This window comes from Candidatus Neomarinimicrobiota bacterium, from assembly GCA_022573815.1.
Lineage (GTDB): Bacteria > Fidelibacterota > SORT01 > SORT01 > SORT01 > JACZTG01.
In genome coordinates, this window is the sequence record JACZTG010000014.1 from 34,910 (window position 1) to 55,260 (window position 20,351).

The 20,351-nt window shown below is 44.7% G+C and carries 19 protein-coding genes; 5 read left to right on the top strand and 14 right to left on the bottom strand.

From position 1 onward, the window contains the following. Window positions 1-23: 23 nt before the first annotated feature. Both pruA and dusB read right to left on the bottom strand, forming a co-directional pair. Complete coding sequence (gene pruA, locus IIB39_07135; GenBank protein ID MCH8928471.1) at window positions 24-1,577, bottom strand: L-glutamate gamma-semialdehyde dehydrogenase; 1,554 nt, start codon at window positions 1,575-1,577, stop codon at window positions 24-26. Window positions 1,578-1,594: 17 nt separating this feature from the next. Continuing rightward, window positions 1,595-2,611 (bottom strand): tRNA dihydrouridine synthase DusB, encoded by a 1,017-nt coding sequence (dusB, locus tag IIB39_07140; protein ID MCH8928472.1) that lies wholly within the window; start codon window positions 2,609-2,611, stop codon window positions 1,595-1,597. Window positions 2,612-3,071: 460 nt separating this feature from the next. Between dusB and IIB39_07145 the strand changes: the two genes are divergently transcribed. From IIB39_07145 to IIB39_07155, 3 genes are all read left to right on the top strand, one after another. After that, window positions 3,072-4,037: a PD40 domain-containing protein gene (locus tag IIB39_07145; protein MCH8928473.1), complete on the top strand. Its 966-nt coding sequence runs from the start codon at window positions 3,072-3,074 to the stop codon at window positions 4,035-4,037. Between the two features lie 4 nt (window positions 4,038-4,041). Next, window positions 4,042-5,040 (top strand): PD40 domain-containing protein, encoded by a 999-nt coding sequence (locus IIB39_07150; protein MCH8928474.1) that lies wholly within the window; start codon window positions 4,042-4,044, stop codon window positions 5,038-5,040. A 253-nt stretch (window positions 5,041-5,293) separates the two neighbouring features. Further along, window positions 5,294-5,932 (top strand): methyltransferase domain-containing protein, encoded by a 639-nt coding sequence (locus IIB39_07155; protein ID MCH8928475.1) that lies wholly within the window; start codon window positions 5,294-5,296, stop codon window positions 5,930-5,932. A gap of 174 nt (window positions 5,933-6,106) precedes the next feature. Here the strand turns inward: IIB39_07155 and phoU are convergent, their stop codons facing one another. The 5 genes from phoU to IIB39_07180 all read right to left on the bottom strand — a co-directional run bounded on the left by phoU (window position 6,107) and on the right by IIB39_07180 (window position 10,229). Then, window positions 6,107-6,778, bottom strand: a complete 672-nt coding sequence (gene phoU / locus IIB39_07160) for a phosphate signaling complex protein PhoU (protein MCH8928476.1) — start codon at window positions 6,776-6,778, stop codon at window positions 6,107-6,109. 11 nt (window positions 6,779-6,789) lie between these two features. Continuing rightward, the gene (locus tag IIB39_07165) at window positions 6,790-7,566 is read right to left on the bottom strand and encodes a phosphate ABC transporter ATP-binding protein (GenBank protein ID MCH8928477.1); all 777 of its coding nucleotides are present in this window, start codon (window positions 7,564-7,566) and stop codon (window positions 6,790-6,792) included. A 12-nt stretch (window positions 7,567-7,578) separates the two neighbouring features. Next, the gene (gene pstA, locus IIB39_07170; protein ID MCH8928478.1) at window positions 7,579-8,439 is read right to left on the bottom strand and encodes a phosphate ABC transporter permease PstA; all 861 of its coding nucleotides are present in this window, start codon (window positions 8,437-8,439) and stop codon (window positions 7,579-7,581) included. Beyond that, on the bottom strand, window positions 8,436-9,242 hold the full coding sequence (gene pstC / locus IIB39_07175; GenBank protein MCH8928479.1) for a phosphate ABC transporter permease subunit PstC: 807 nt from the start codon (window positions 9,240-9,242) through the stop codon (window positions 8,436-8,438). Before pstC ends, pstA begins: the two co-directional genes overlap by 4 nt. A 108-nt stretch (window positions 9,243-9,350) precedes the next feature. Continuing rightward, entirely contained in the window at window positions 9,351-10,229 is an 879-nt protein-coding gene (locus IIB39_07180) for a PstS family phosphate ABC transporter substrate-binding protein (protein ID MCH8928480.1), read from the bottom strand. A gap of 226 nt (window positions 10,230-10,455) precedes the next feature. Here IIB39_07180 and IIB39_07185 point away from each other — a divergent pair, with 226 nt between their 5' ends. Together IIB39_07185 and IIB39_07190 are read left to right on the top strand one after the other, a co-directional pair. Next, window positions 10,456-11,679 (top strand): MFS transporter, encoded by a 1,224-nt coding sequence (locus IIB39_07185; GenBank protein MCH8928481.1) that lies wholly within the window; start codon window positions 10,456-10,458, stop codon window positions 11,677-11,679. A 102-nt stretch (window positions 11,680-11,781) separates the two neighbouring features. Next, entirely contained in the window at window positions 11,782-12,171 is a 390-nt protein-coding gene (locus IIB39_07190; protein ID MCH8928482.1) for a DUF4440 domain-containing protein, read from the top strand. Window positions 12,172-12,470: 299 nt separating this feature from the next. Here the strand turns inward: IIB39_07190 and IIB39_07195 are convergent, their stop codons facing one another. From IIB39_07195 to IIB39_07225, 7 genes are all read right to left on the bottom strand, one after another. Further along, entirely contained in the window at window positions 12,471-14,780 is a 2,310-nt protein-coding gene (locus IIB39_07195; protein MCH8928483.1) for a tetratricopeptide repeat protein, read from the bottom strand. After that, a complete protein-coding gene (locus IIB39_07200; protein ID MCH8928484.1) occupies window positions 14,777-17,101 on the bottom strand; it encodes a hypothetical protein in 2,325 nt (774 codons plus the stop codon). The genes IIB39_07195 and IIB39_07200 overlap by 4 nt, the downstream gene beginning before the upstream one ends. Before the next feature lie 19 nt (window positions 17,102-17,120). After that, window positions 17,121-17,606 carry an MOSC domain-containing protein gene (locus tag IIB39_07205; GenBank protein ID MCH8928485.1) on the bottom strand — a complete coding sequence of 162 codons (486 nt, stop codon included), beginning with the start codon at window positions 17,604-17,606 and terminating at the stop codon, window positions 17,121-17,123. Beyond that, window positions 17,554-17,754 carry a hypothetical protein gene (locus IIB39_07210; GenBank protein ID MCH8928486.1) on the bottom strand — a complete coding sequence of 67 codons (201 nt, stop codon included), beginning with the start codon at window positions 17,752-17,754 and terminating at the stop codon, window positions 17,554-17,556. The genes IIB39_07205 and IIB39_07210 overlap by 53 nt, the downstream gene beginning before the upstream one ends. A gap of 199 nt (window positions 17,755-17,953) precedes the next feature. Next, a complete protein-coding gene (locus tag IIB39_07215; protein ID MCH8928487.1) occupies window positions 17,954-18,790 on the bottom strand; it encodes a methyltransferase in 837 nt (278 codons plus the stop codon). A 75-nt stretch (window positions 18,791-18,865) separates the two neighbouring features. Next, window positions 18,866-19,618, bottom strand: coding sequence for a DUF2470 domain-containing protein (locus IIB39_07220; GenBank protein MCH8928488.1), 753 nt, complete (start codon window positions 19,616-19,618; stop codon window positions 18,866-18,868). Between the two features lie 161 nt (window positions 19,619-19,779). Next, window positions 19,780-20,166 carry a hypothetical protein gene (locus IIB39_07225; GenBank protein MCH8928489.1) on the bottom strand — a complete coding sequence of 129 codons (387 nt, stop codon included), beginning with the start codon at window positions 20,164-20,166 and terminating at the stop codon, window positions 19,780-19,782. Between the last annotated feature and the right edge of the window lie 185 nt (window positions 20,167-20,351).

A 20,351-nucleotide genomic window follows, 5' to 3' on the forward strand; every position in this document is an offset into this window, starting at 1 on the left:
CCCGGAAGCAGTTTCCGACTGATCTATTGAACCTTTTCCGAAACCAATTTCGCTTGCTGAAAAAAAAGCAGGTAGTCATTTCCACCTGCTTTTGAATCCGTCCCCGACATATTAAATCCGCCGAACGGATGAACGCCGACTAAAGCGCCCGTGCATTTGCGATTCAGATAAAGGTTACCCACGTGAAATTCACGAGTTGCCTTTTCTAATTTTTCTCTGTTGGCGGAATAAACCGCTCCTGTAAGTCCGAAAATCGTATCGTTTGCAATGTCGAGTGCATCGTCAAAATCCTTAGCTTTCATCACCGCTAAAACAGGCCCGAAAATCTCCTCCTGCGCCAATCGGGAACTCCTGTCCAAATCGCCATAAATTGTCGGCTTATAATAATAACCTTCATCAGAGCCACGTTCTCCGCCTATCAAAAGTTTTCCCTCACCTTTTCCTATCTCCACATATTCTTCAACTTTCTCCAAAGAAGATTTATTTACAAGAGGACCCATAAATGTTGAGCCGTCTGCGGGATCACCAATTTTGAGCTCGGAAGTTTTCTGAATCACTTTCTCCATAAGCTCGTCGTGAACATCCTCCACGACTATCAGTCGGGAGCATGCGGAACATTTTTGTCCGCCATATCCGAAAGCCGCCGCTACAACACCCGTTGCCGCATCTTCAAGGTCGGCTTCCGAATCTACTATAATGGCATCTTTGCCGCCCATCTCAACCAAAACACGTTTAATCCAAATCTGTCCGTCCTGGTGCTCAGCCGCCACTCGGTTAATTTCAAGCCCGACTTCCATCGAACCCGTAAAAGCTATAAATCGTGTTTTCGGATGCTTCACCAGTTTATCACCCGCAAGAGCGCCGGGTCCCGATAGATAGTTCAGCACGCCGTCCGGCAGACCGACTTCCTCGAATATTTTCACTAACTGATACGCATTCGCAGGAGAATCAGAGGATGGCTTGAGAACTATCGTGTTACCCGATACGATTGCGGCAACTGCCATCCCCGCCGTAATCGCCAGCGGAAAATTCCAGGGCGGAATGATAACGCCTACGCCAAGCGGTATGTATGTGGTATAAGGAGCTTCACCGTTGATCGGAATCATAGGCTTATTTCCCGAATATCGTAACGCTTCCTGACCGTAAAACTCTAAAAAATCTATTGCCTCGGCTATCTCGCCGTCCGCCTCGACCCACGATTTGCCTACTTCATAAATTATCCATGCGGATATCTCCATCCTCCGCTCCCGCATAATGTCGGCAGCCTTGAAAATGTAATCAGCTCGTTCTTCCGCCGATGTTTTCGACCATGATTTATATGCCTCCACGGCGGCGTCAATAGCATCGTTGGCTTCTTTTTCGCCTGCTTTTTGAAAATGCCCGATAACTTGATCTGCTTTAGCAGGATTAAATGAACTGAATGTTTCCCTTGCGGTTACTTCCTTACCGCCGATATGGAGATTATAAGTTTTGCCCAGCTCCCCCGCTACTTTTTCCAATGCGGAGTTCATTTTATCTTTATTTTCAGATTTTGTAAAGTCGATAAAATCTATCGGTCTGTATTTTTCTCGTTCCAAATTCTCTGTTCTTAATATTAATCTAACGCCATCTCTTCTATCTGGCCCGGCTCCCAGGTTGAATGATCTTCAACTTTCAGAACTTCTATAGAATATTCGTCTAATTTCTTAGAAAATTCCGCTAAAGTCTTGAGACGCTGGAAATCGTTTGTTGCTTTGTGACAGTTTGGCATTCCCGAAATAAACCATGAAATCATCTTTTTCGCCTGACCAAGCGCGCTGAATTCGCCTCTGAAATGTATTTCGGCTTCAATATAATCTCTTATAATTTGAAATTTTTCTTCGTCGCCCGGTTCTTCTAATGTTTCTCCCGTTTCGAGATAGTGCTCTATTATCTTGAATATCCACGGCCTGCCGATTGCTCCCCTGCCTATCATTACATAATCGCATCCGGTACTCTCGAAACATTTTTTCGCTTTCACCGCAGAATCAATGTCCCCGTTACCGATCACGGTAATTGAAACGGCTTCTTTTACCTGCTTGATGATACTCCAATCCGCATCTCCCGAAAAACTTTGTTCCCTCGTTCGGGGATGGACACTGATTCCCGAAATTCCCGCGTCCTCAAACATCTGAGCGACCTCAACCGCATTCACATGCTTGTCGTCCCAGCCGCTCCTGATTTTTGCGGTTACCGGAATATCAACGGCGTTCACCACGGCGCGAACAATTTCCTCCAAGTGCTTGATGTCTTTCAGCAACGCCGAACCCGCTCCCTTTTTCGTGACTTTATTGACGGGACATCCGAAATTCATATCGAGAACATCAGGCTTCCATTTCATTACTTCAACAGCCGCCGACTCCATAGTCGCAGTATTCTCCCCGTAAATTTGTATGCCGATGGGACGCTCAGATTCTTCGTATCCGAGATAACGCAGCGTATTTGACGCGCCTCTCGCTATCCCCTGTGATGAAGTCATTTCCGTATATACAAGCGCTGCTCCCGCAGCTTTACAGAGTCCGCGGAAGGGTGAGTCCGTAATTCCTGCCATCGGCGCAAGAATGACTTTTCCTTTCAATTTTAGTTGTCCCACTTTTGCCTCCTTGTATATTCCCCCGCCGGCAACTACAGTCAGTAATGATAAATCAAACTCGCCAAACTTGCAAGCAAATATGAATGAGTCATATTGACTTGTTTTATGAAATAATCCTCTTCGTCGCTTGACAAATTATAATTCTGCACATATTTTTCCATAAGCATTTATAATTGTGGCTGACAGAAATATACAAATATCAGCCGAAACCAAGAGGATGGTTTTGCTCAAATAATCTTTGGTAATAAATGGGTGCGGGTTAGGACTTGAGCCAAAGGTTCTCCTGCGGAGCCTGTCCCGCCAATGGCGGTGGCCTGACCGCACACTTGACAGACTATCCGACGAACGAAATGATGTCGTAATCGAATATTCTCTTGACATTTTAGAATATCGCACCAAATTGGTGAATATAATATAATTTCTAATATTATTATACGTTTTCTCGGGTATGCTTATTTAAATGATTCGAACAGACATAATAAATATTCTGACATTGGCGCTGCTAATGGTTTCCTGCAGCGATAATCCGACAAACCCCGGTGTCGGACTCAATATTATCAAGTTTGGCGCTTTTTTCGACAATCCGGCATGGCATCCTGACGGTAAATGGATCGCCGTCGAACACGGTGACAGCATAGACACAGATTTCGACGGTATCGTTGACACTTCATTCTCCGGAATCTGGATTATAAATGCTGAGACAGGATATAAGCAACCGCTTATCCGCGGTTTCGGTTTTCCAGCGTGGAATCAAGATGGTAGCAGTCTTGCTATGCACAGCGGCGGCCAAATATTTACTGTTGACATACTCAGTCTTGAACCGCCAGAAATAGACACGACCTCTCTGCTTAAGTTGACATCAATGGGAGCCAATTTTTTCCCATCATGGAGCTCAGATGGAAAATGGATTGCCTATGATTCGAATGTAGATGATACCAAATATGATATCTGGATCATGAGGTCAGATGGAACCGAAAAGCAAAACATTAGCACTGAAAGCGATAGCGCGGATCAGGGAGGGTGGCGAATTCCGAACTGGAGCCCGGACGGAAATTGGATAGCACACCATCGTTACATTTCCAATGGAGAAACAGGAACAGAAATATACATAATGGATACAAGTGGAGCTAATGCAACATGGCTTGAGCATGGGTCTGGAGCCAAATTTTCACCTGATGGAAGTATAATATCATTTTACGCCCAACCTCAAGTCGGTCTCCCCCCTGTTATCTGGACGATAAGAAGAGACGGTACCGAACTTCGACAGATAACGAATGGTCCGGACAGTAGTTTTGACTGGAGCCCTGATGGCAACCAAATTGTCTTCCTTAGGCGGAACTTCAATGAACCGATAGAGGGCAACGGTGAGCTCTGGCTGATTAACATTGACGGAACGAATCTCAAACAGTTGACCTTCACTAAATAACAAAATGAATCGAACGACCTTAATTAATGTCCTGGTATGGACACTGTTATCTGTTGCCTGTGGTGAGAAACCATCAGAGCCGGAGGCCCCAGTTGAAGAAGAGGGAGGTATTATTCTAGAAGGGCCACCCTTTTTTTTCGACAATCCCGCATGGCATCCCGACGGTAAATGGATAGCTGTTGAACATGGCGACAGCATAGACACGGATTTCGATGGTATCGCTGACACTGTATTCTCAGGAATTTGGATAATAAACGCAAAGACAGGATATAAACAGCCGCTTATTCGCCATTTCGGTTACCCTGCCTGGAGTCCCGACGGGAGCAGTCTTGCTATGCACAGAGGCGGCCAGATATTTACTGTTGATATCCTGAGTCTTGAGCCTGCCCGGATAGACACCGGCAGCATTCTGCAGCTTACGTTTGTGGGGAGGAATTTCTTTCCTGCATGGTCCCCGGATCGAAATTGGATAGCTTATGACAATACTACCAATTGTGGCTCCAGTGTTGAGCCGCCAGCTACTGAATCATGTGGTATATTAATTATAAGGGCTGATGGCTCGGACAAGACATTTCTCACAAGGGGAAGGATGCCGGATTGGTTACCTGATGGAACGGACCTCATCTTCATAGCATTGGGAACAAATATATTCCGTCTTGCAGTGGATGATACTGCAAATATAACACAACTCACTAACTCAGATGATTCGGATAACTCTCACCCTCGATTTTCTCCAGACGGTAGTGAAATAGCAATGTATTCGAAATCAGGTACAGAATTATCTGCTATTTGGATTATGAACAGTGACGGGAGCAGCCTTCGTGAGCTAACCGATGGTCCGGATTGGAGATTTGACTGGAGCCCTGATGGCAAGAGCATCGTATTTCTTCACTGGAGCTTCAGCAATCGTGATCCGATACCGGCTGGAAACGGTCAGCTCTGGCTGATTGACACTGACGGATCGAATCTAAGGCAGCTCACATTTTTCGAGGGATTTTACTAATGGTCATTATTTGGTGTAGGCAATTTTTAGATGGATAGTAACTCAAAATTCGAAGATCAGCAATGAAGAAAAAGGCGGGTGATGAGAATACCATATCTAATAATCTCTTCGCCACCTGAACCAAAGGGGCTGAATATTATGACATGAATTTTACCTAAAAAGCCGCCGAAGTGATAGCACACAACGGCGGCGACAGTACAAACCAAAAAGTTGATGATGCTGAAATAATTAACCTTTATGGAGAAATTAAAATATGAACTGTTGTTGTGATAATCCTGCCGCCCAATTCTTTGACAAAGAATCGAAGAGTTTTATCAAAAAATATCGTAAAAAAGGGATAGAAAAAGTGTCCCGGATGTTGGTTGAAGGCATTGAAGAACTGGGAATCAAAGACGCCACGATTTTAGAAGTGGGCGGCGGAGTCGGCGGAGCGCACCGCGCGTTGCTTCGAAAAGGAGCGTCAAAGGCTTACGCAACCGAGCTTTCGGAAGAAATGATTAACGCCGCGAAGATTTTCAGCGAAGAAGAAGGATTGACCGATAAGGTCGAATATTTTCATGGCGATATTGTTGAGATGAACGGCGAAATCCCTGATGTTGATATAACGATGCACGACAAGGTCGTCTGCTGTTACGAAAACGCCGATGGGCTGTTAGAGAAAACATTAGCCAAGACAAAGAATATTTATGGTTTCGTTATGCCCCGCGACTATCTGATACCGAGAATCGGTTTCGCATTTTTTACGTTCTTCTCTAAACTGCTAAAATGGAATTTCCACCCGTACATTCATCCTGAGCAGCCGATATTGGATCGAGTTGAAAACGCCGGCTTCCGATTGAAGTACGAAAAGCAAACCATCATCTGGAAAGTCAGGGTGTATCAAAAAACGTAGTTTTCTTCTGTCATTCAGAGGAGCGGAGCGACGTAAGAATCTCAATTTATAATTTAAGAGGATAGTTCTGAGATTGCCGCGGTCATCCGCCAATTGGCGGATTCCCTCGCAATGACAAAAAGTATAGAACTTACGCGGCGGGCAAGCCCTGACCTGCACTCTAACAGATAAAAACTATTCCTTATCGTAATCCTCCATCCTGTGGCGGACTATATTTCCTTCGATCATATAGATAATGTCTTCAGCGATATTCGTCGCGTGGTCGCCTACCCGTTCCAACATCCGGTAAACGGTGAGATGCGCGATATAATCCCTGGCTTTATCGGGATTTTTTGTAATTTCACTATTAATTTTTTCCATCGCTTCGTAATACATCTCATCCACCTTGTCATCTTTTTCGCAGACTTCAAACGCAAGTTTCACATTCATATTAACCAGCGCTTCGAGACTCTGCCTCACCATCTCCTGAGACAGCTTCGCCATCGTTCCGAAATCGAATATTGAATTTTTAGGCTCAGCGTTCATTTTCATTGTAACAATCTCGGCAATATTGCCCGCCAAATCGCCAATACGCTCTAAATCGCTGTTGATCTTCAATATTGCCACGATATATCGCAGGTCAATCGCAACAGGCTGATGCAGCGCGAGAATCTTCAGGCAATCCTCTTCAACTTCAAGTTCCAGGCTATCGATTTCCTTATCATTCTCAATAACCTCGTTTGCTAATACCGTGCTGTCCTCGCTTACCGCCTTTACCGCTTTGATAAGAAGATCTTCTACTTTGGCGCCGAGACCGAGAATCTTCTCTTTAAGACGGTCTATCTCCCTGTGAAGATGTATTTCCATAATCTGATCCCCTAACCGAATCTACCGGTAACGTAATCTTCGGTGCGTTTGTTTTCAGGTTTGGTGAATATTCCTTTGGTTAATCCGAATTCGACGAGTTCTCCCTCGTAGAAAAATGCCGTGTAGTCCGAAACCCGCGCCGCTTGCTGCATATTATGCGTTACGATAATTATAGTATATTCGCCCCTCAAATCCCCGATAAGATTTTCTATCCGCGTTGTTGCTTTCGGGTCTAAAGCGGAAGCGGGTTCGTCCATCAAAAGAATCTCCGGATCAACGGCCAGCGCCCGGGCGATACATAAACGCTGTTGTTGTCCGCCGGAAAGTTTTAGAGCGCTTTCATCGAGCCGGTCTTTCACCTCTTCCCATAATGCTCCCTGCCTCAGGCTCTTTTCCACCAAACTATCAAGTTTCTCTTTGTCTTTCAAACCGTGAATTTTCGGGCCGTATGCGATATTGTCGTATATAGATTTTGGGAATGGATTAGATTTCTGAAATACCATCCCCACCTTTTTTCTCAATTCCACAAGATTGACAGATTTATCGTTAATATCAGAGCCATCGATTAGAATTTTACCGCTGACGCTGGTTCCGTCGATTATATCATTCATCCTGTTGAGCGTACGGAGAAACGTGGATTTTCCGCATCCAGAAGGTCCGATTAGAGCGGTGACCTTACCATTCGGAATATTGATTGAGATGTCGAACAACGCTTGCTTACCGCTGTAGTAAAAATCCAAATTCTCTATCTTTATTTTTGTTCCGTTATTATCGTTCAACCGAATTATCCATCTTGTTTTTCATTGCCATTTATATTTCTTCCTGAATTTACTGCGGTAGTACACGGCTATAAAATTGAACCCTAAAACTATTATGAGTAATACCAACGCCGTGCCGTACTGCTTGTCTCTCAAAATCGGCGCTTCCGGGTGCTGAGTGGCTAATATATAAAGGTGATATGGCAAAACCATTACCTGATCAAAAATCGAGTTTGGCAACCGCGGCAGGAAAAACGCCGCTACTGTTAGCAGGATGGGCGCTGTTTCACCCGCCGCTCTTCCGATGGCGAGGATCGAGCCCGTCAGCATTCCCGACAACGAATACGGCAGTACGTGGTTCTTAATCGTCTCCCACTTGGTCGCTCCTAACGCGAGGCTCGCCTCCCTAAACGACCTCGGCACGGCTTGCAAAGACTCGTTGCTGGCTACGATAATTGTCGGCAGTGTCATACAAGCCAGCGTGAGACTACCCGCTAAAATCGAAGCTCCAAAATTAAAAAACAGCACGAAAAGACCCAATCCGAACAGTCCGAATACGATAGACGGAACGCCTGCGAGCGTCACAATTCCTCTTTGGACATAAGTAGTGAATTTTCCTTTTTTCGCGTATTCAGAAAGATAAATCGCGCTTGCGATTCCAAGCGGGAGCGCGAACAGCATCGTGCCCACAAGAAGCGAGAGGGTGCCGACTATTGCAGGAAGAATCCCCCCTTCCGCTCCGCTTTTTCTCGGCGCGGCTGAGATGAACTCCCAGCTGAGTCCGGGAATCCCTTTCCAAATCAGATCCAACAAAATCCACGCGACTATTCCTACAATAGTATACGTAACAAGCCGCATCGCCGCGAAGCCTAACTTTTCAGTTGTTGTAGAACTGATTATCATCTTTCAAACTTATTCAAAAACCGTTGACCGATCATTACAAGACCAAACGTCATAAGAAGCAGCACTATACCTACCATAAACAGCGCTCCGTAGTGTTCACTGCCGAACGGCACTTCGCCCATTTCCGCGGCTATGGTAGCTGTCATCGTCCGCACCGACTCAAACGGCGAAATCGTTATATTCGCGGCATTTCCGGTTACCATCATCACCGCCATGGTCTCGCCGATAACGCGTCCCATTCCCAGAAGAATAGCAGCGATGATCCCCGGCAGAGCGGCGGGTATGACTATCTTCCACAGCGTAACAAATCGGCTGCCGCCGAGAGCCAGCGAAGCCTCTTTGTACGATTTAGGTACAGCCTGAATCGCGTCTTCCGAAATCGTCAGGATTGTAGGAATAGCCATTATAGCCAGCAGAATCGAGCCTGTCAGCGCCGTTAATCCCGTTTGCAGCCCGAAAACTTCTTTAACCAGCGGAACAAGTACCACAAGCCCGAAAAAACCGATGACCACCGATGGTATTCCGGCGAGTGTTTCGATAAACGGTTTCAATATTTCCCGCTCTTTTTCTCGAGCCGCTTCGGCTAAATACGCCGCGCCGATAACGCCCATGGGAACTGCGATAAGCATCGCTAAAAAAGTGATCAAGAGCGTTCCCGTTATGAGAGGAAGAATTCCGAACAACTCTTTTTGGAACGATACAGGCTTCCAAATCGAACCGAAAAGCTCGCCTAATCCCGGATGTGACGCAAACGGCAGCGCTTCTTTCCCGATAAAAATAAAAATCAGAAGCACGATAAGCATACTTGTGGAAGCTGCTCCCTGAAAAAGATATTTTATCAGATTTCCTTTTAAGATAGGTCTAATTTTATCCCTGTTATCTATAGAATCTTATTGAATTTCTTTCATCAGTTACATCCCCGAAATCGGAACATACCCGACTTCCGTGACTATCCGCTGACCCGCTTCGCTGAGGATATATTCTGTAAAAGCTTTCACAGCGCCTGTGGGTTCGCCGTCCGTAAAAAAGTAAAGCGGTCTTGCGATAGGATACGAACCGTCCATCACCGCAGCTCCTGACGGAATAACCGGTTCGGAATCATCTCTTTTTTTTACCAAAAGAGTTTTCACACTTTCTCCCGCATGCGCCGCGAAGCCGAGTCCCACATATCCCACAGCTGTTTCTCCGCCGCTTACTTCCTGAATGATTGAAGACGATGAAGGCAGCAGCAGCGATGAAGCTGCGTAATCCTGTTTCTCAAGCACGAACTCCTGAAAGAATACAAAAGTGCCGGAATTCGATTCCCGTGAGAGTATGACAATCTTGCCATCCGAACCGCCCACTTCACTCCAGTTAGTGGTTTTGCCTGTGAATATCCCTTTAAGCTGCGCTAAGGTGAGCTCCGAGACAGGGTTGGATGAATTCACCACAACCGCGATGCCGTCCAATGCTACCGGCGTTTGAAAAATATCTAATCCCTTGCCTTTTCCCAACTCAACTTCTTTCGGTTTTATATCTCGCGATGATGCCGCCAAATCCGTCGTACCGTTCAGCAGCGCGGCTATTCCCGTTCCCGAGCCGCCGCCTGTAACAGATATTTGCATTTCCGGATTCGCCGTCATAAACGCTTCCGCCCATGTGCTGACAAGATGCACCATTGTATCCGAACCTTTAATAGTAACAGTGTTAAGACTTTTATTCCCCCTGTCTCCCTTACCGCAACCGGCGAAAATAACAGCGAAAAGTAATATCAGCATAAAGAAAAAATTATTTATGTAACTTTTGGTCATTTGATTCTCCATTAAAATTGAATCATAAATCTATGTATTTTATTTGCTATAATCCAATCTTCAATCTCATATCTGCAATATTCTAACTATGAAACTGCCGAATTGCTGTGAATTGGATTACAATCGCTTTAAGTTTTGCGATTAATCGTTTGGTTGGTTCACCTCCCATAACTATTTTGCTCATTCGTAATCTATAACCGGAGAAACAGTGTCAGAAATCCCGAACATAGCTCGGCACAAAGGAAAATGGTTCCATATCACCGTTCTTTCCTTTTCAGCGCTTTTGGCTATGGGACTCTGGTTTTCCGCATCTGCCGTTGTTCCTCAGCTATCCGCCGAGTGGGGATTGAGCGATTCACAAAAGGCATGGATGACGCTAAGCGTCCAAATCGGATTCGTTATCGGAGCATTACTCAGCGCTGTTTTGAATCTCGCTGACCGGTATTCCGTCAGGCGGTTATTCACAATCAGCGCTCTTTTAGCGGCGCTCTTTAACGCGGCAATACCCGCACTTAATCCGGGACCGGAATCGGCGATTCTCCTGCGATTTCTAACGGGATTCGCATTAGCGGGAGTATATCCGCCGGGTATGAAGCTAATGGCTACCTGGTGCAAGAAAGACCTGGGTTTCGGAATCGGAATTCTTGTGGGCGCGCTATCCGTCGGCTCGGCTCTCCCCCATCTATTGAGCGCATTTCCTTATTTGGGAGAGAACGGTATTCCGGAATGGCGAAGCGTTCTCTATTTCTCGTCAGCGCTTGCCGTGGTGGGCGCCGCTCTTGCGGGATTCGTCCTCAAAGCCGGACCTCATCTCAGGGAATCCGCTCCCTTTGATTGGCAATTCGTCGGCCGCGCGCTCTCCCACAGACCTACCCGCCTTGCGAATTTCGGCTACCTCGGGCATATGTGGGAGCTGTATGCGATGTGGACGTGGCTTCCTGTCTTCATTATTTTAAGTTATAAATCCGCCGGTTTGAGCGAACAGTCCGCCCGCGTTATGGGATTCAGCGTAATCGCTGTCGGACTCATCAGCTGTATTTTGGCGGGGAAATTCGCCGACAGACTCGGCAGAACGAAAGTCACTTCATGGAGTATGGTAATTTCGGGCGTTTGTTCTCTGACCATCGGTTTCTTTTTTCATAATCCCGTTATCGTTTCCATCATCGGACTTCTGTGGGGGTTTTTCGTAATATCCGACAGCGCCCAATTCAGCGCGGCTGTCAGCGAACTCACAGACAGTCGTTACGTGGGAACCGCTCTTGCGCTTCAAACGAGTATGGGTTTCCTCCTGACAATGGTTTCGATTCGGCTGATTCCAATCTTATCCGAACAAATCGGGTGGAATTACGTATTTATGGTACTTGCTATCGGACCAATAATCGGAACTTGGAGTATGCTGAAACTTCGCGCACTCCCTGAAGCGACTAAGATGGCTTCGGGAAACAGATAAACCCAAATTGAGGTACATACGCTAACTAAAACTTTATTAATTTTAATCGCCCTGTCCGCTTTTCAAATATCGGATGTCGGCAGTCTCAGCGCGCAGGGAAAAATGAATGCCGCGCAAAAAGAACTCCTGGATGCCGATTGGGAGTTTTCGCGAACATCCGTAAAGAAAGGAGCGGCGGCGGCTTTCTATCTGTATCTCACTAATAACGCTATGCAGCTTCCCGAAGGGAGTTTGCCTATTTATGGGAAAAAAGCGATCTTCGATACGATGATGCAGGGTGATTATACTCTCTCATGGACTCCGATAAAAGCGGAAGTCGCCAAATCAGGGGAGCTGGGCTGGACGTGGGGAAAATACATCGTTGTAGTCATTCAGGAAGACGGAAGCGAATCAACCGGCTACGGGAAGTATCTCAATATCTGGAAGAAAGATGCAAACGGTAATTGGAAAGTATCGGTAGATATGGGCAATAAAAGCCCCTCACCGAATTAGACTCCTTATTCTCTCCCCTCGAGGGGAGTGTCCGTCGGTTGACAGACGAGAGGTGTGATTCATCCTAAAAGGAAGGTCATTGAAATAAACTAATCGCTCAATATATAATACTCATTACACACCCCGTCTTTCGTCCCGAACAATCGGGACAAAATCCACCCCTCTTGATAGAGGGGATCTTATGGAGTTTTTCTTTTAGGAGCACACAATTTTTTTTAAAGGATAATAAGACGATAATTTCTATTCCGGACAAACACCGCCTTTCGGGTATACCTCTTGAAAGAGGGACGTTTATCGCATTAGATAGAGAATTTCTCCAGTAAAGCGATAAAACGCGGATGATCACGAAGCGGATCCCATTTGGGGTCAAGCCGGATGAGATTTACAGACAGATCGCCCGGTATGGATAACAGTGTTTCTAAATGGTCGATCGCCAGATCAAGTTCACCTACTTTGGTATAAATTACGGCAAGGTCTTCCAACCTGTAAGCTCCCCTCCACGCTTCTTTACTGATAGGGAGCAGTTCAACTCCTTTTTTGCCTGCTCGGATGGCATCTTCTTTCCTACCGAGACCGGCATAAACCAATCCGAGAGAAGAGTATAACCTGGAATCATCCGGATTTTCTTCCACCAATTCTTCAAAAACAACTCGCGCTGAATCGTAATAGACTTGCGACAACCCGCTGTTGCCCATAAATCCATAAGTATCTGCTATGAGATGATTCTTATGTAAGTATCTAAATTGACCTTCATAAATATCATCGTTTAAGGACATAAGTAATTCGAGCGCATGATCAAATTTTCGATCATAGTTATCAAAATTATATTTCAGAATGATATCACTCTGGTCAGCGGGAGTACCTATCATCTGTTCAACTTCTTTGAGGACGGATCGAGCTTTTTTAATATCTCCCTTCCACTTCACAAAAAGAAGCGCTTTGCTGTAATAATTAAACCTTAAGTCCGGGCTTAATGAAATGGCTTTGTTAAATGAGTTTTCCGCTTCCTGATAATTTCGAATAAATGAATAAGTCTCTCCCAAATATTGAGATATCATTGCTTCTCGCGGACTGAGCTCGAGGGCTTTCAAAAAGTTAGCTATTGCCAACTCCATTTTACCCTGGCGTCTTTGGACGAAAGCTATATTAGCGTAAAGTTCGCCGCCGTTTAATCCCAAATTTTTAGCTACATCAAACTCTTTCAACGCATTCTGATAGTCCAATCGCCCATGATAATAATACATTCCTAATGCCATATGAGCTTCCTGAAGCTGTGAATTTAGCTGCAAAGCCCTGTCTGCCGCTGCCTTGGCTTTTACTAATCGCTCCTCACTCCTGTCAAAATAATACCAGTAAAAGCCTGAATGAATCTGAGATAATGTCGCATAAGCAAGGGAAAAATCAGGGTCTAAATCTATCGCTTTTTGGAGCATCTGAATACCTATACTAAGATCCGATTCTAAATAACTACGGTTCGCATACGTTTTCCCCCGCAGATAATAATCATAAGCCTCTAAATTTTCAGTGGGCTTTTTATCAATGCGTTTTTCTTCTTCGGGAGTCAACGATGCTTTTAAAGCAGCCGCTATCTTTTTCGCCACGTCACTTTGTATGGCAAATATGTCATCGAGATCTCTGTCATACGTCTCCGCCCAGAGGTGTTTATCAGTCTCTGTGTCTATCAGCTGAGCTGTAATGCGGACCCGATTTCCACCTCTTCTGACACTCCCTTCCAAGATAGTAGCCACACCCAATTCTTTCCCGATTTGGCGCAGACTTTTTGTGGTGTTCTTATATTGCATAATGGATGTTCGGGAGATCACGTCCAGACTTTTTATCTTAGAAAGTTGAGTCAATATATCTTCTGTTATGCCATCAGCGAAGTATTCATTCTCCGGATCCGCGCTCATATTTGTGAATGGAAGAACAGCAATGCTGAGACTATTTGCCTTTTCAGTTGATTCTGCTTCCTTAGTGCCGAAATCAACTTTAAGACCGATTATTACCAACAGAGTCAGAGCAGCGGTGATCGCTATCCATTTCATATTGATCTTATTTGAAATGGGAGTTGATTGTGCCACAGCAGGTGTTACAGAAGCCGGCTCAGATGACTTAGCTACCTCAAATACTTCCATCTCCTCGTCCACATTCTTCAGCTCTTTTTTTCCAAGTGAAGTTATGCTTAATCCCGTTTGATTCTTTATATTTTCATATACCTGATGAGAAACGCAGATGCCGCCCGGTTTTGCAAGCGGTTCGATCCGGGATGCCACATTCACGCCATCCCCGTAAACTTCGTCGCCTTCCACCACTACATCGCCGATATGGATACCGATTCGGAGGTTTACTTCATCTTCTAATTCGAGAACTTTCTGAATTTCAATTGCGGCATTCACAGCCTCTATAGCACTGTCAAACCAGCAGAAAGTTCCGTCACCCACAAACTGAATAACCTCGCCGCCATGTTTCTTTACAAACGGTTCCATTAGCGCGCGGTGACGCTCGATAAGTTCTCTCGCCTTGCTTTCGTCTTTCTGCATAAGAGCGGTGTAGCCCACCATATCGGTAAACATTATTGCGGCTAATTTTCTTTTGGGTGAATCGGTCATGATTCCGGACTATATTTTTTAATAATTTCTTGATACCGGGGAAGGTCGTGTAGCGGTTTCCAAATTGGATGCACCTCCAATGCATTTATGTTCAATAAGCTTGGAATAGATAAAAGCATTTCAACTTTATTCAACGCCTTATCAAGTTCGCCGACTATCATGAATATCTCTGCCATATCATATTCAATATTCCCGCCCCAAAAGGCATCTTCAGATATCTTGATATTTTCTGCTCTATTTAGCGCAACTGAAATAGCATCTTCCTTTCGACCCAGAAATGCATAACTGTAAGATAGATACAACATCCACTGGTCCTTTTTCGGTTCCAAACGATGAGCTATCTCTAACTCAGGCAGAAATAAATTAAAATATTCTTCCGCTTTTGCATGATCCCCAAGAACATAGTGGGCCATACCGAAAGAATAATTACGCGTATTAATGAATGAACCTAACCGAAATTCAGATGAAGGGTAAGAGTTAACTAATTCATAAACAGCATCCAAGTTTCCACTTAGAGCGAAATAGTATGATTTTTCATTCACATACCAATCAAGCAGATCGACCAAAAGATCTGTGTCCATCACCTCTAACGCATCTTCGGGATTTCCTGATTTCTGAAATGCGATAGAGGCTAACGCAACGTAAGCGTGAGTGAGCAATGGAGAAATATCCAGCGCCTTTTTAAAAAAGACCTCAGATTCAGCGAATTTTCTCAGATTCTGATAATTTTCTCCAACAGAGCGAACCAGATCGAGATTATATGGATCTGTTTTATACGCTTCTAATAGTTTATCAAGAGAAGATTCCCACTTGCCCATCCTACGCTGCACATAACCGATATGCTCTTTCGCCACAGAGTTATTCGGATCTTTTTGCAATACTCTATAATAGGACTCTAACGCATTGACATAATCCCTGTTTCCGTAATAATGATAATGACCCTCTGTCAGCTCAACTTCTACTTTGGTAGGTTCAAGCGCTTTTGCTTTATTGAGCGCCTCCTCAGCATTAGCAACATGCTCCGTCTCGTCGGGATCATAAAGCTCTGAGTGTAAAACGGATAACCGATATGATAAAAGCAGCCATGCGTCAGTGAAATTCGCATCAATCGCAACGGCTTCCCGTAAGAGCTTTATGGCGACTTCCTCTTCTTTAAAGGACTGAACCCAGGGATCTGTTTTTTGCGCTTGTAGGTAAAGTTTATATGCCTCAGGATTTACTTTTCGATCGCCTCCGATATTCATCTCTTCTTCCGGCGATAGTGTCAGTTTGATTTCTTCTGCTACAGCTCGGGCGATCTTGCTCTGTAAAGAGAGTATATTCTCCAACTTGTCCGTATAGCTGTTCGCCCATAGATGTTCATCTGTTGCAGCCCGAATGAGCTGTACAGTTACACGTACCTCGCCCTCTGCGTGCATAACCGAACCCTCGAGGATCGCATCTACTTTAAGTTCTCTTGCGATTTCGGGAAGCGATTTATCAGTTCCTTTGTATCTCATAACAGAGGTTCGGGAAATAACCTTTAAGGAGCGTATCTTCGCAATGTTGGCTATCAAAGCTTCTGTCATCCCGTCACTGAAATATTCCTGATCGGGATCGTTAGACAAATTATCAAGCGGTAATATCGCAATAGATCGAATCTCTCCCGATGCCTCAAGAGCTCTTTCGCTCGATTCAAAAACAGGAAATAACCAGGCGAATAATATGATTAAAAATATCACCCCGGCTGCTACAATAATTAATTTATTTGTAGTGGATTCGCTTGCCTTTTTCTGCTCGGTAAATTTAGAGTCAGCATGATTTTCAAGCTCATCAGGTATTGCCGCTTCAATTGAATAAACCTTTAGAGATTCTTCAACGTTTTTCAATTCTTTCTCGCCTAACGGAGTAACCTTCATTCCCTGCTGATTCTTGAGGTTATCATAGACTTTATCGGTCACGCAAATTCCGCCGGGTTCTGCCAACGGCTCAATTCGTGAAGCTACATTTACGCCGTCGCCATATACTTCTTCACCCTCAATCACCACATCTCCGACGTGTATTCCAATACGGAGCGCCATTTCATCCTCGGTCTTAAATACGTGTTGAATCTCAAGAGCGGCATTCACAGCTTCGATAGCGCTGTCGAAGGTGCAAAACGTTCCGTCTCCGACAAATTGTAAAACTTTTCCGCCATGTTTCGTGATATGAGGTTTCATAAGATCACGATGCCGCTGTATTAGCTCCCGGGCTTTGGATTCATCCTTTTGCATAAGAGCCGTGTAACCCACCATATCGGTGAACATTATTGCGGCAAGTTTGCGTGTTGGTGACTCCGTCATATTATAAATTCATATCCAATCAGCCTAATCGGTGCGTTAACCGATCCTTTAAATTTGGGACAAGTGACTCAACCGATAAAGCCTTACTCACTAATTCCGCAGTTATGTCATTGTCAAAAGCTGCTGAGATTATCTGTTTCATTGATATACCGGCAGGATCTTTTTCAACTATCGAAACCTGATCGCCCGCTTTCAGCATCCCCTCTTCCAATACTTTGAAATATACCCCGAAGCGTCTGCTCTCCATAAAAACGCCCGGAAACTCATCATCTTCCATTCTCATTCCCAATTTGTAACAGGGCAGTCTGAAATTCACCGCTTGCAGCAAAACCCCTCCGATCTGAAGCTTATCGCCTCCATTTATACTTGATTCATCAAGGCTATCCAAAGTTAAATTTTCTCCGAAAATTCCCGGCGTGAGATCTTCCCGTCCTGTTTCTTTCGCCCAATAGTCATAATGAGTTTGAAAATATGCGTAAACCGCCCCAAGAATTCCTCCGTGCACCTTTTTCTACAATACTATCGCCGGTTAGCCCTTCTTTGGTGACGAATACCTCTCCGCTTACGGGTTCTTTAAAAAATCCGGTTGCTATCGTTCTCCCCTGCCATTGAACTTCCCTTCGCCGGGCTATATTTAGCGATAGAACTTTCATTGTTTCCTTGAAGTCAGTCTGTCAGCTGACGGATAACCTGCACCTTGCTGAACAAATCGAATTAAAAATATATCTCCTTCCACCACTGGGAAATTAGAGTACCTTAAAAAATATAATCAATGTTGGATATTAAGATTATTAAGGTATATCCCTCAAGACTTAATATCAATTGAATACAACAGCTAGACGCTATTATAGTTTAGGACTTGTACAAAAACAGCCTGTACGTTTCATATTTCAAGTAGGCTTCAACGTTCATCTGCCCTTTAAAATATCTGCTCTCAATCTTATCGATACTTTTGCCCAGCTTCCAATTAAGAATCTTCATTAATCGAGGATGCTTACCGTTAAGATATTTCGAGCAAAGTTCACTCACAGGCAGCGCAAGATTTGTCAAAAAATCATCTAACAGCTGTATAGTGGGAGCGGTATCGGCGGTGATGTCTATCTCCGTTAATTGTTCCAACGGATAATCTTTGATTATCTGTTGATACACGGAGAATTTATGCCCCGCCTGAAGAGGGTTTTTGCCCTCTGCGTCTGTCTTGAAAAAATCGCAAATCAAGAGATGACCGTTTTCGCTCATTAAATTGAGTGACTTATCGAGCGCCTTATTCATATCGATATATTGAAAACTCTCGCTGAAAAGAATGAGGTCATATTTTTCATCTGTCTCCAAATCCTCAAATTTGGAGCGGTACAGAGTGAATTTACCGTTTAATTTTTCTTCTAATCTCTCAGAGAGGAATCTGCTGGGCGAAACACAATCAACTGCGTAATCTTTCTTCAGCAATTTCTCAGCCAGGCTACCCGCTCCGGCTCCCACATCGAGAATGGATTTTGTGCCATCGGGTATATTCGAGATTATCAGTTCGGAGTGGTTGGCTTGAGCTTGCCCCATATTTGAAAATTGTACTTCAAGACCGTTGGGCCAATAACCATAGTGCAGGTCGTCGCAATTTTGAAAAAACCTGCTCATTAGAAGTCCTATCTCAAGACCGACTTCCCGCGAATCAACCTTATCGTGCTTTCCCAAATTTCCTCCCGGCTTGTGGAGGAATATGAATTAAAATATTCCTCTGTGAAAGATTAATTTAGAATAAATTGGAACTCAAACAGTTGTCTTTCCGGCTGTGTCTGCGAGCATTGATATAAGCGCCGCGCGCGCTTTTGACGCGTCACTGACCGGCTCGGGGAAATCCAAAGTTATCCGCTCCGAACTTTTGCCATTAATAGCCTGCAGGGTAAAATCAGTTGAGCGAATGTTTGTCATCTCAACATTCATTCCTTTCAGATCAATGTCGCTATTTGCGCTGATTAACGTTTTCATCGCCTCTTCATGGTCGGCGTTCATATGATCAATTATATCTAACGCTACATAGGCTAATGGATCCGCTGCCGTATCGGTAAAATTCAGTGCGCTTATCCAACCGATCTCGCCGAATCCCCCGATCCATCTAACGGCAGTCGGCACTCCCCTCAAATATAAGAAATCGTGAGCTCGCTCCCTCTCCAAAGATTCGGGAAACCTGCCTTTATATGACCAGCCGACTTCCTCGAGCTCATCGTTCGGCACCGCAGAAAAATCGGCTAACACTGTGGCGCGGGCATGAGCCTGAGGGTCATGCGAGCCGAACTGATCGGTTACTATTATGCTCCCCCGATGGTCAACAGACAAATTCTTATAATGTTGGGAAATATCCGCAACCTGAATAATTATGCGAGCCTGATTGTCTATATCATACGGAACTATCGAACCGAACGGATATCCGAGTTTATCGACGGATGTTGTTGAAAGTATTGCGTTTTTGTTCATAGTGACAAAATCACGCGCTTCTTGGGTGTAGTCAGTTTCTCCGGGCATTTTTCATTCTTTCTTTAGTTTATGGTTTGTAAGTCTGAAAGATATTCTTGAAGCAGTGGTTTTGCAACACAATAAAATAAAAAAGGGTCAGCCGATGTCATCGCGGATGTGACACCTGACTGACCCCTGTTTGGGAGGGAGGATTGGTTCTTTATTTCATATTACGGAAGCGTAATCGTTGGTGTACCCGATACACCTTGCTGGGTTATGTTCGCCACTACTATAACTCCTTCGTTTGCTCCTGTCGCGGTGAGAGTAAAGGAATTAGCTGCGACAGTCGACATTAAGAAATTACCGTTAGCGTTAGAGGAATCGGCGCCAAATGCTGTCACGTCTAAAACTCCAACGAAACTTCGCGCTCCGCCGCCTAAGGCTGCCGGTTTTCTCCAGTAAGACGCCGCAGTTGACGCTACGTTATTAACGTCCTGCAACAATGCGTCACGTTCTGCATTTACAGCGCCTGTTGTAAACATATTGATCCCAACAATCACAGCTACTCCGACAATGATTGTCCCGAGTACTATTAACAATAATTGTTGTTGTCCCATCTCTTAATCTCCAGGTTCTGTTAATTTGCCCATACTCTTTGCCTGATATATCGCAAGTGGTGTGCCACAATCGCTTCAGAGGATAATTCATGTGAGCTGTGTCAAATATGAGAATTATCGTTCAGCTGTATATATTTAATTATACGGTGTTTATCGCCCATTAATAAATTACGGCATTTAGACCG

Coding starts and splice junctions, on each gene's coding strand:
- IIB39_07200 (MCH8928484.1), bottom strand. CDS start 17,101: ATGACGGAGTCACCAACACGCAAACTTGCCGCAATAATGTTCACCGAT.
- IIB39_07220 (MCH8928488.1), bottom strand. CDS start 19,618: ATGCCCGGAGAAACTGACTACACCCAAGAAGCGCGTGATTTTGTCACT.
- pstA (MCH8928478.1), bottom strand. CDS start 8,439: ATGATAATCAGTTCTACAACAACTGAAAAGTTAGGCTTCGCGGCGATG.
- IIB39_07180 (MCH8928480.1), bottom strand. CDS start 10,229: ATGACCAAAAGTTACATAAATAATTTTTTCTTTATGCTGATATTACTT.
- IIB39_07190 (MCH8928482.1), top strand. CDS start 11,782: ATGAATGCCGCGCAAAAAGAACTCCTGGATGCCGATTGGGAGTTTTCG.
- IIB39_07225 (MCH8928489.1), bottom strand. CDS start 20,166: ATGGGACAACAACAATTATTGTTAATAGTACTCGGGACAATCATTGTC.
- phoU (MCH8928476.1), bottom strand. CDS start 6,778: ATGGAAATACATCTTCACAGGGAGATAGACCGTCTTAAAGAGAAGATT.
- IIB39_07210 (MCH8928486.1), bottom strand. CDS start 17,754: ATGAAAGTTCTATCGCTAAATATAGCCCGGCGAAGGGAAGTTCAATGG.
- IIB39_07195 (MCH8928483.1), bottom strand. CDS start 14,780: ATGACCGATTCACCCAAAAGAAAATTAGCCGCAATAATGTTTACCGAT.
- IIB39_07155 (MCH8928475.1), top strand. CDS start 5,294: ATGAACTGTTGTTGTGATAATCCTGCCGCCCAATTCTTTGACAAAGAA.
- IIB39_07150 (MCH8928474.1), top strand. CDS start 4,042: ATGAATCGAACGACCTTAATTAATGTCCTGGTATGGACACTGTTATCT.
- IIB39_07145 (MCH8928473.1), top strand. CDS start 3,072: ATGATTCGAACAGACATAATAAATATTCTGACATTGGCGCTGCTAATG.
- pstC (MCH8928479.1), bottom strand. CDS start 9,242: ATGCTTATCGTGCTTCTGATTTTTATTTTTATCGGGAAAGAAGCGCTG.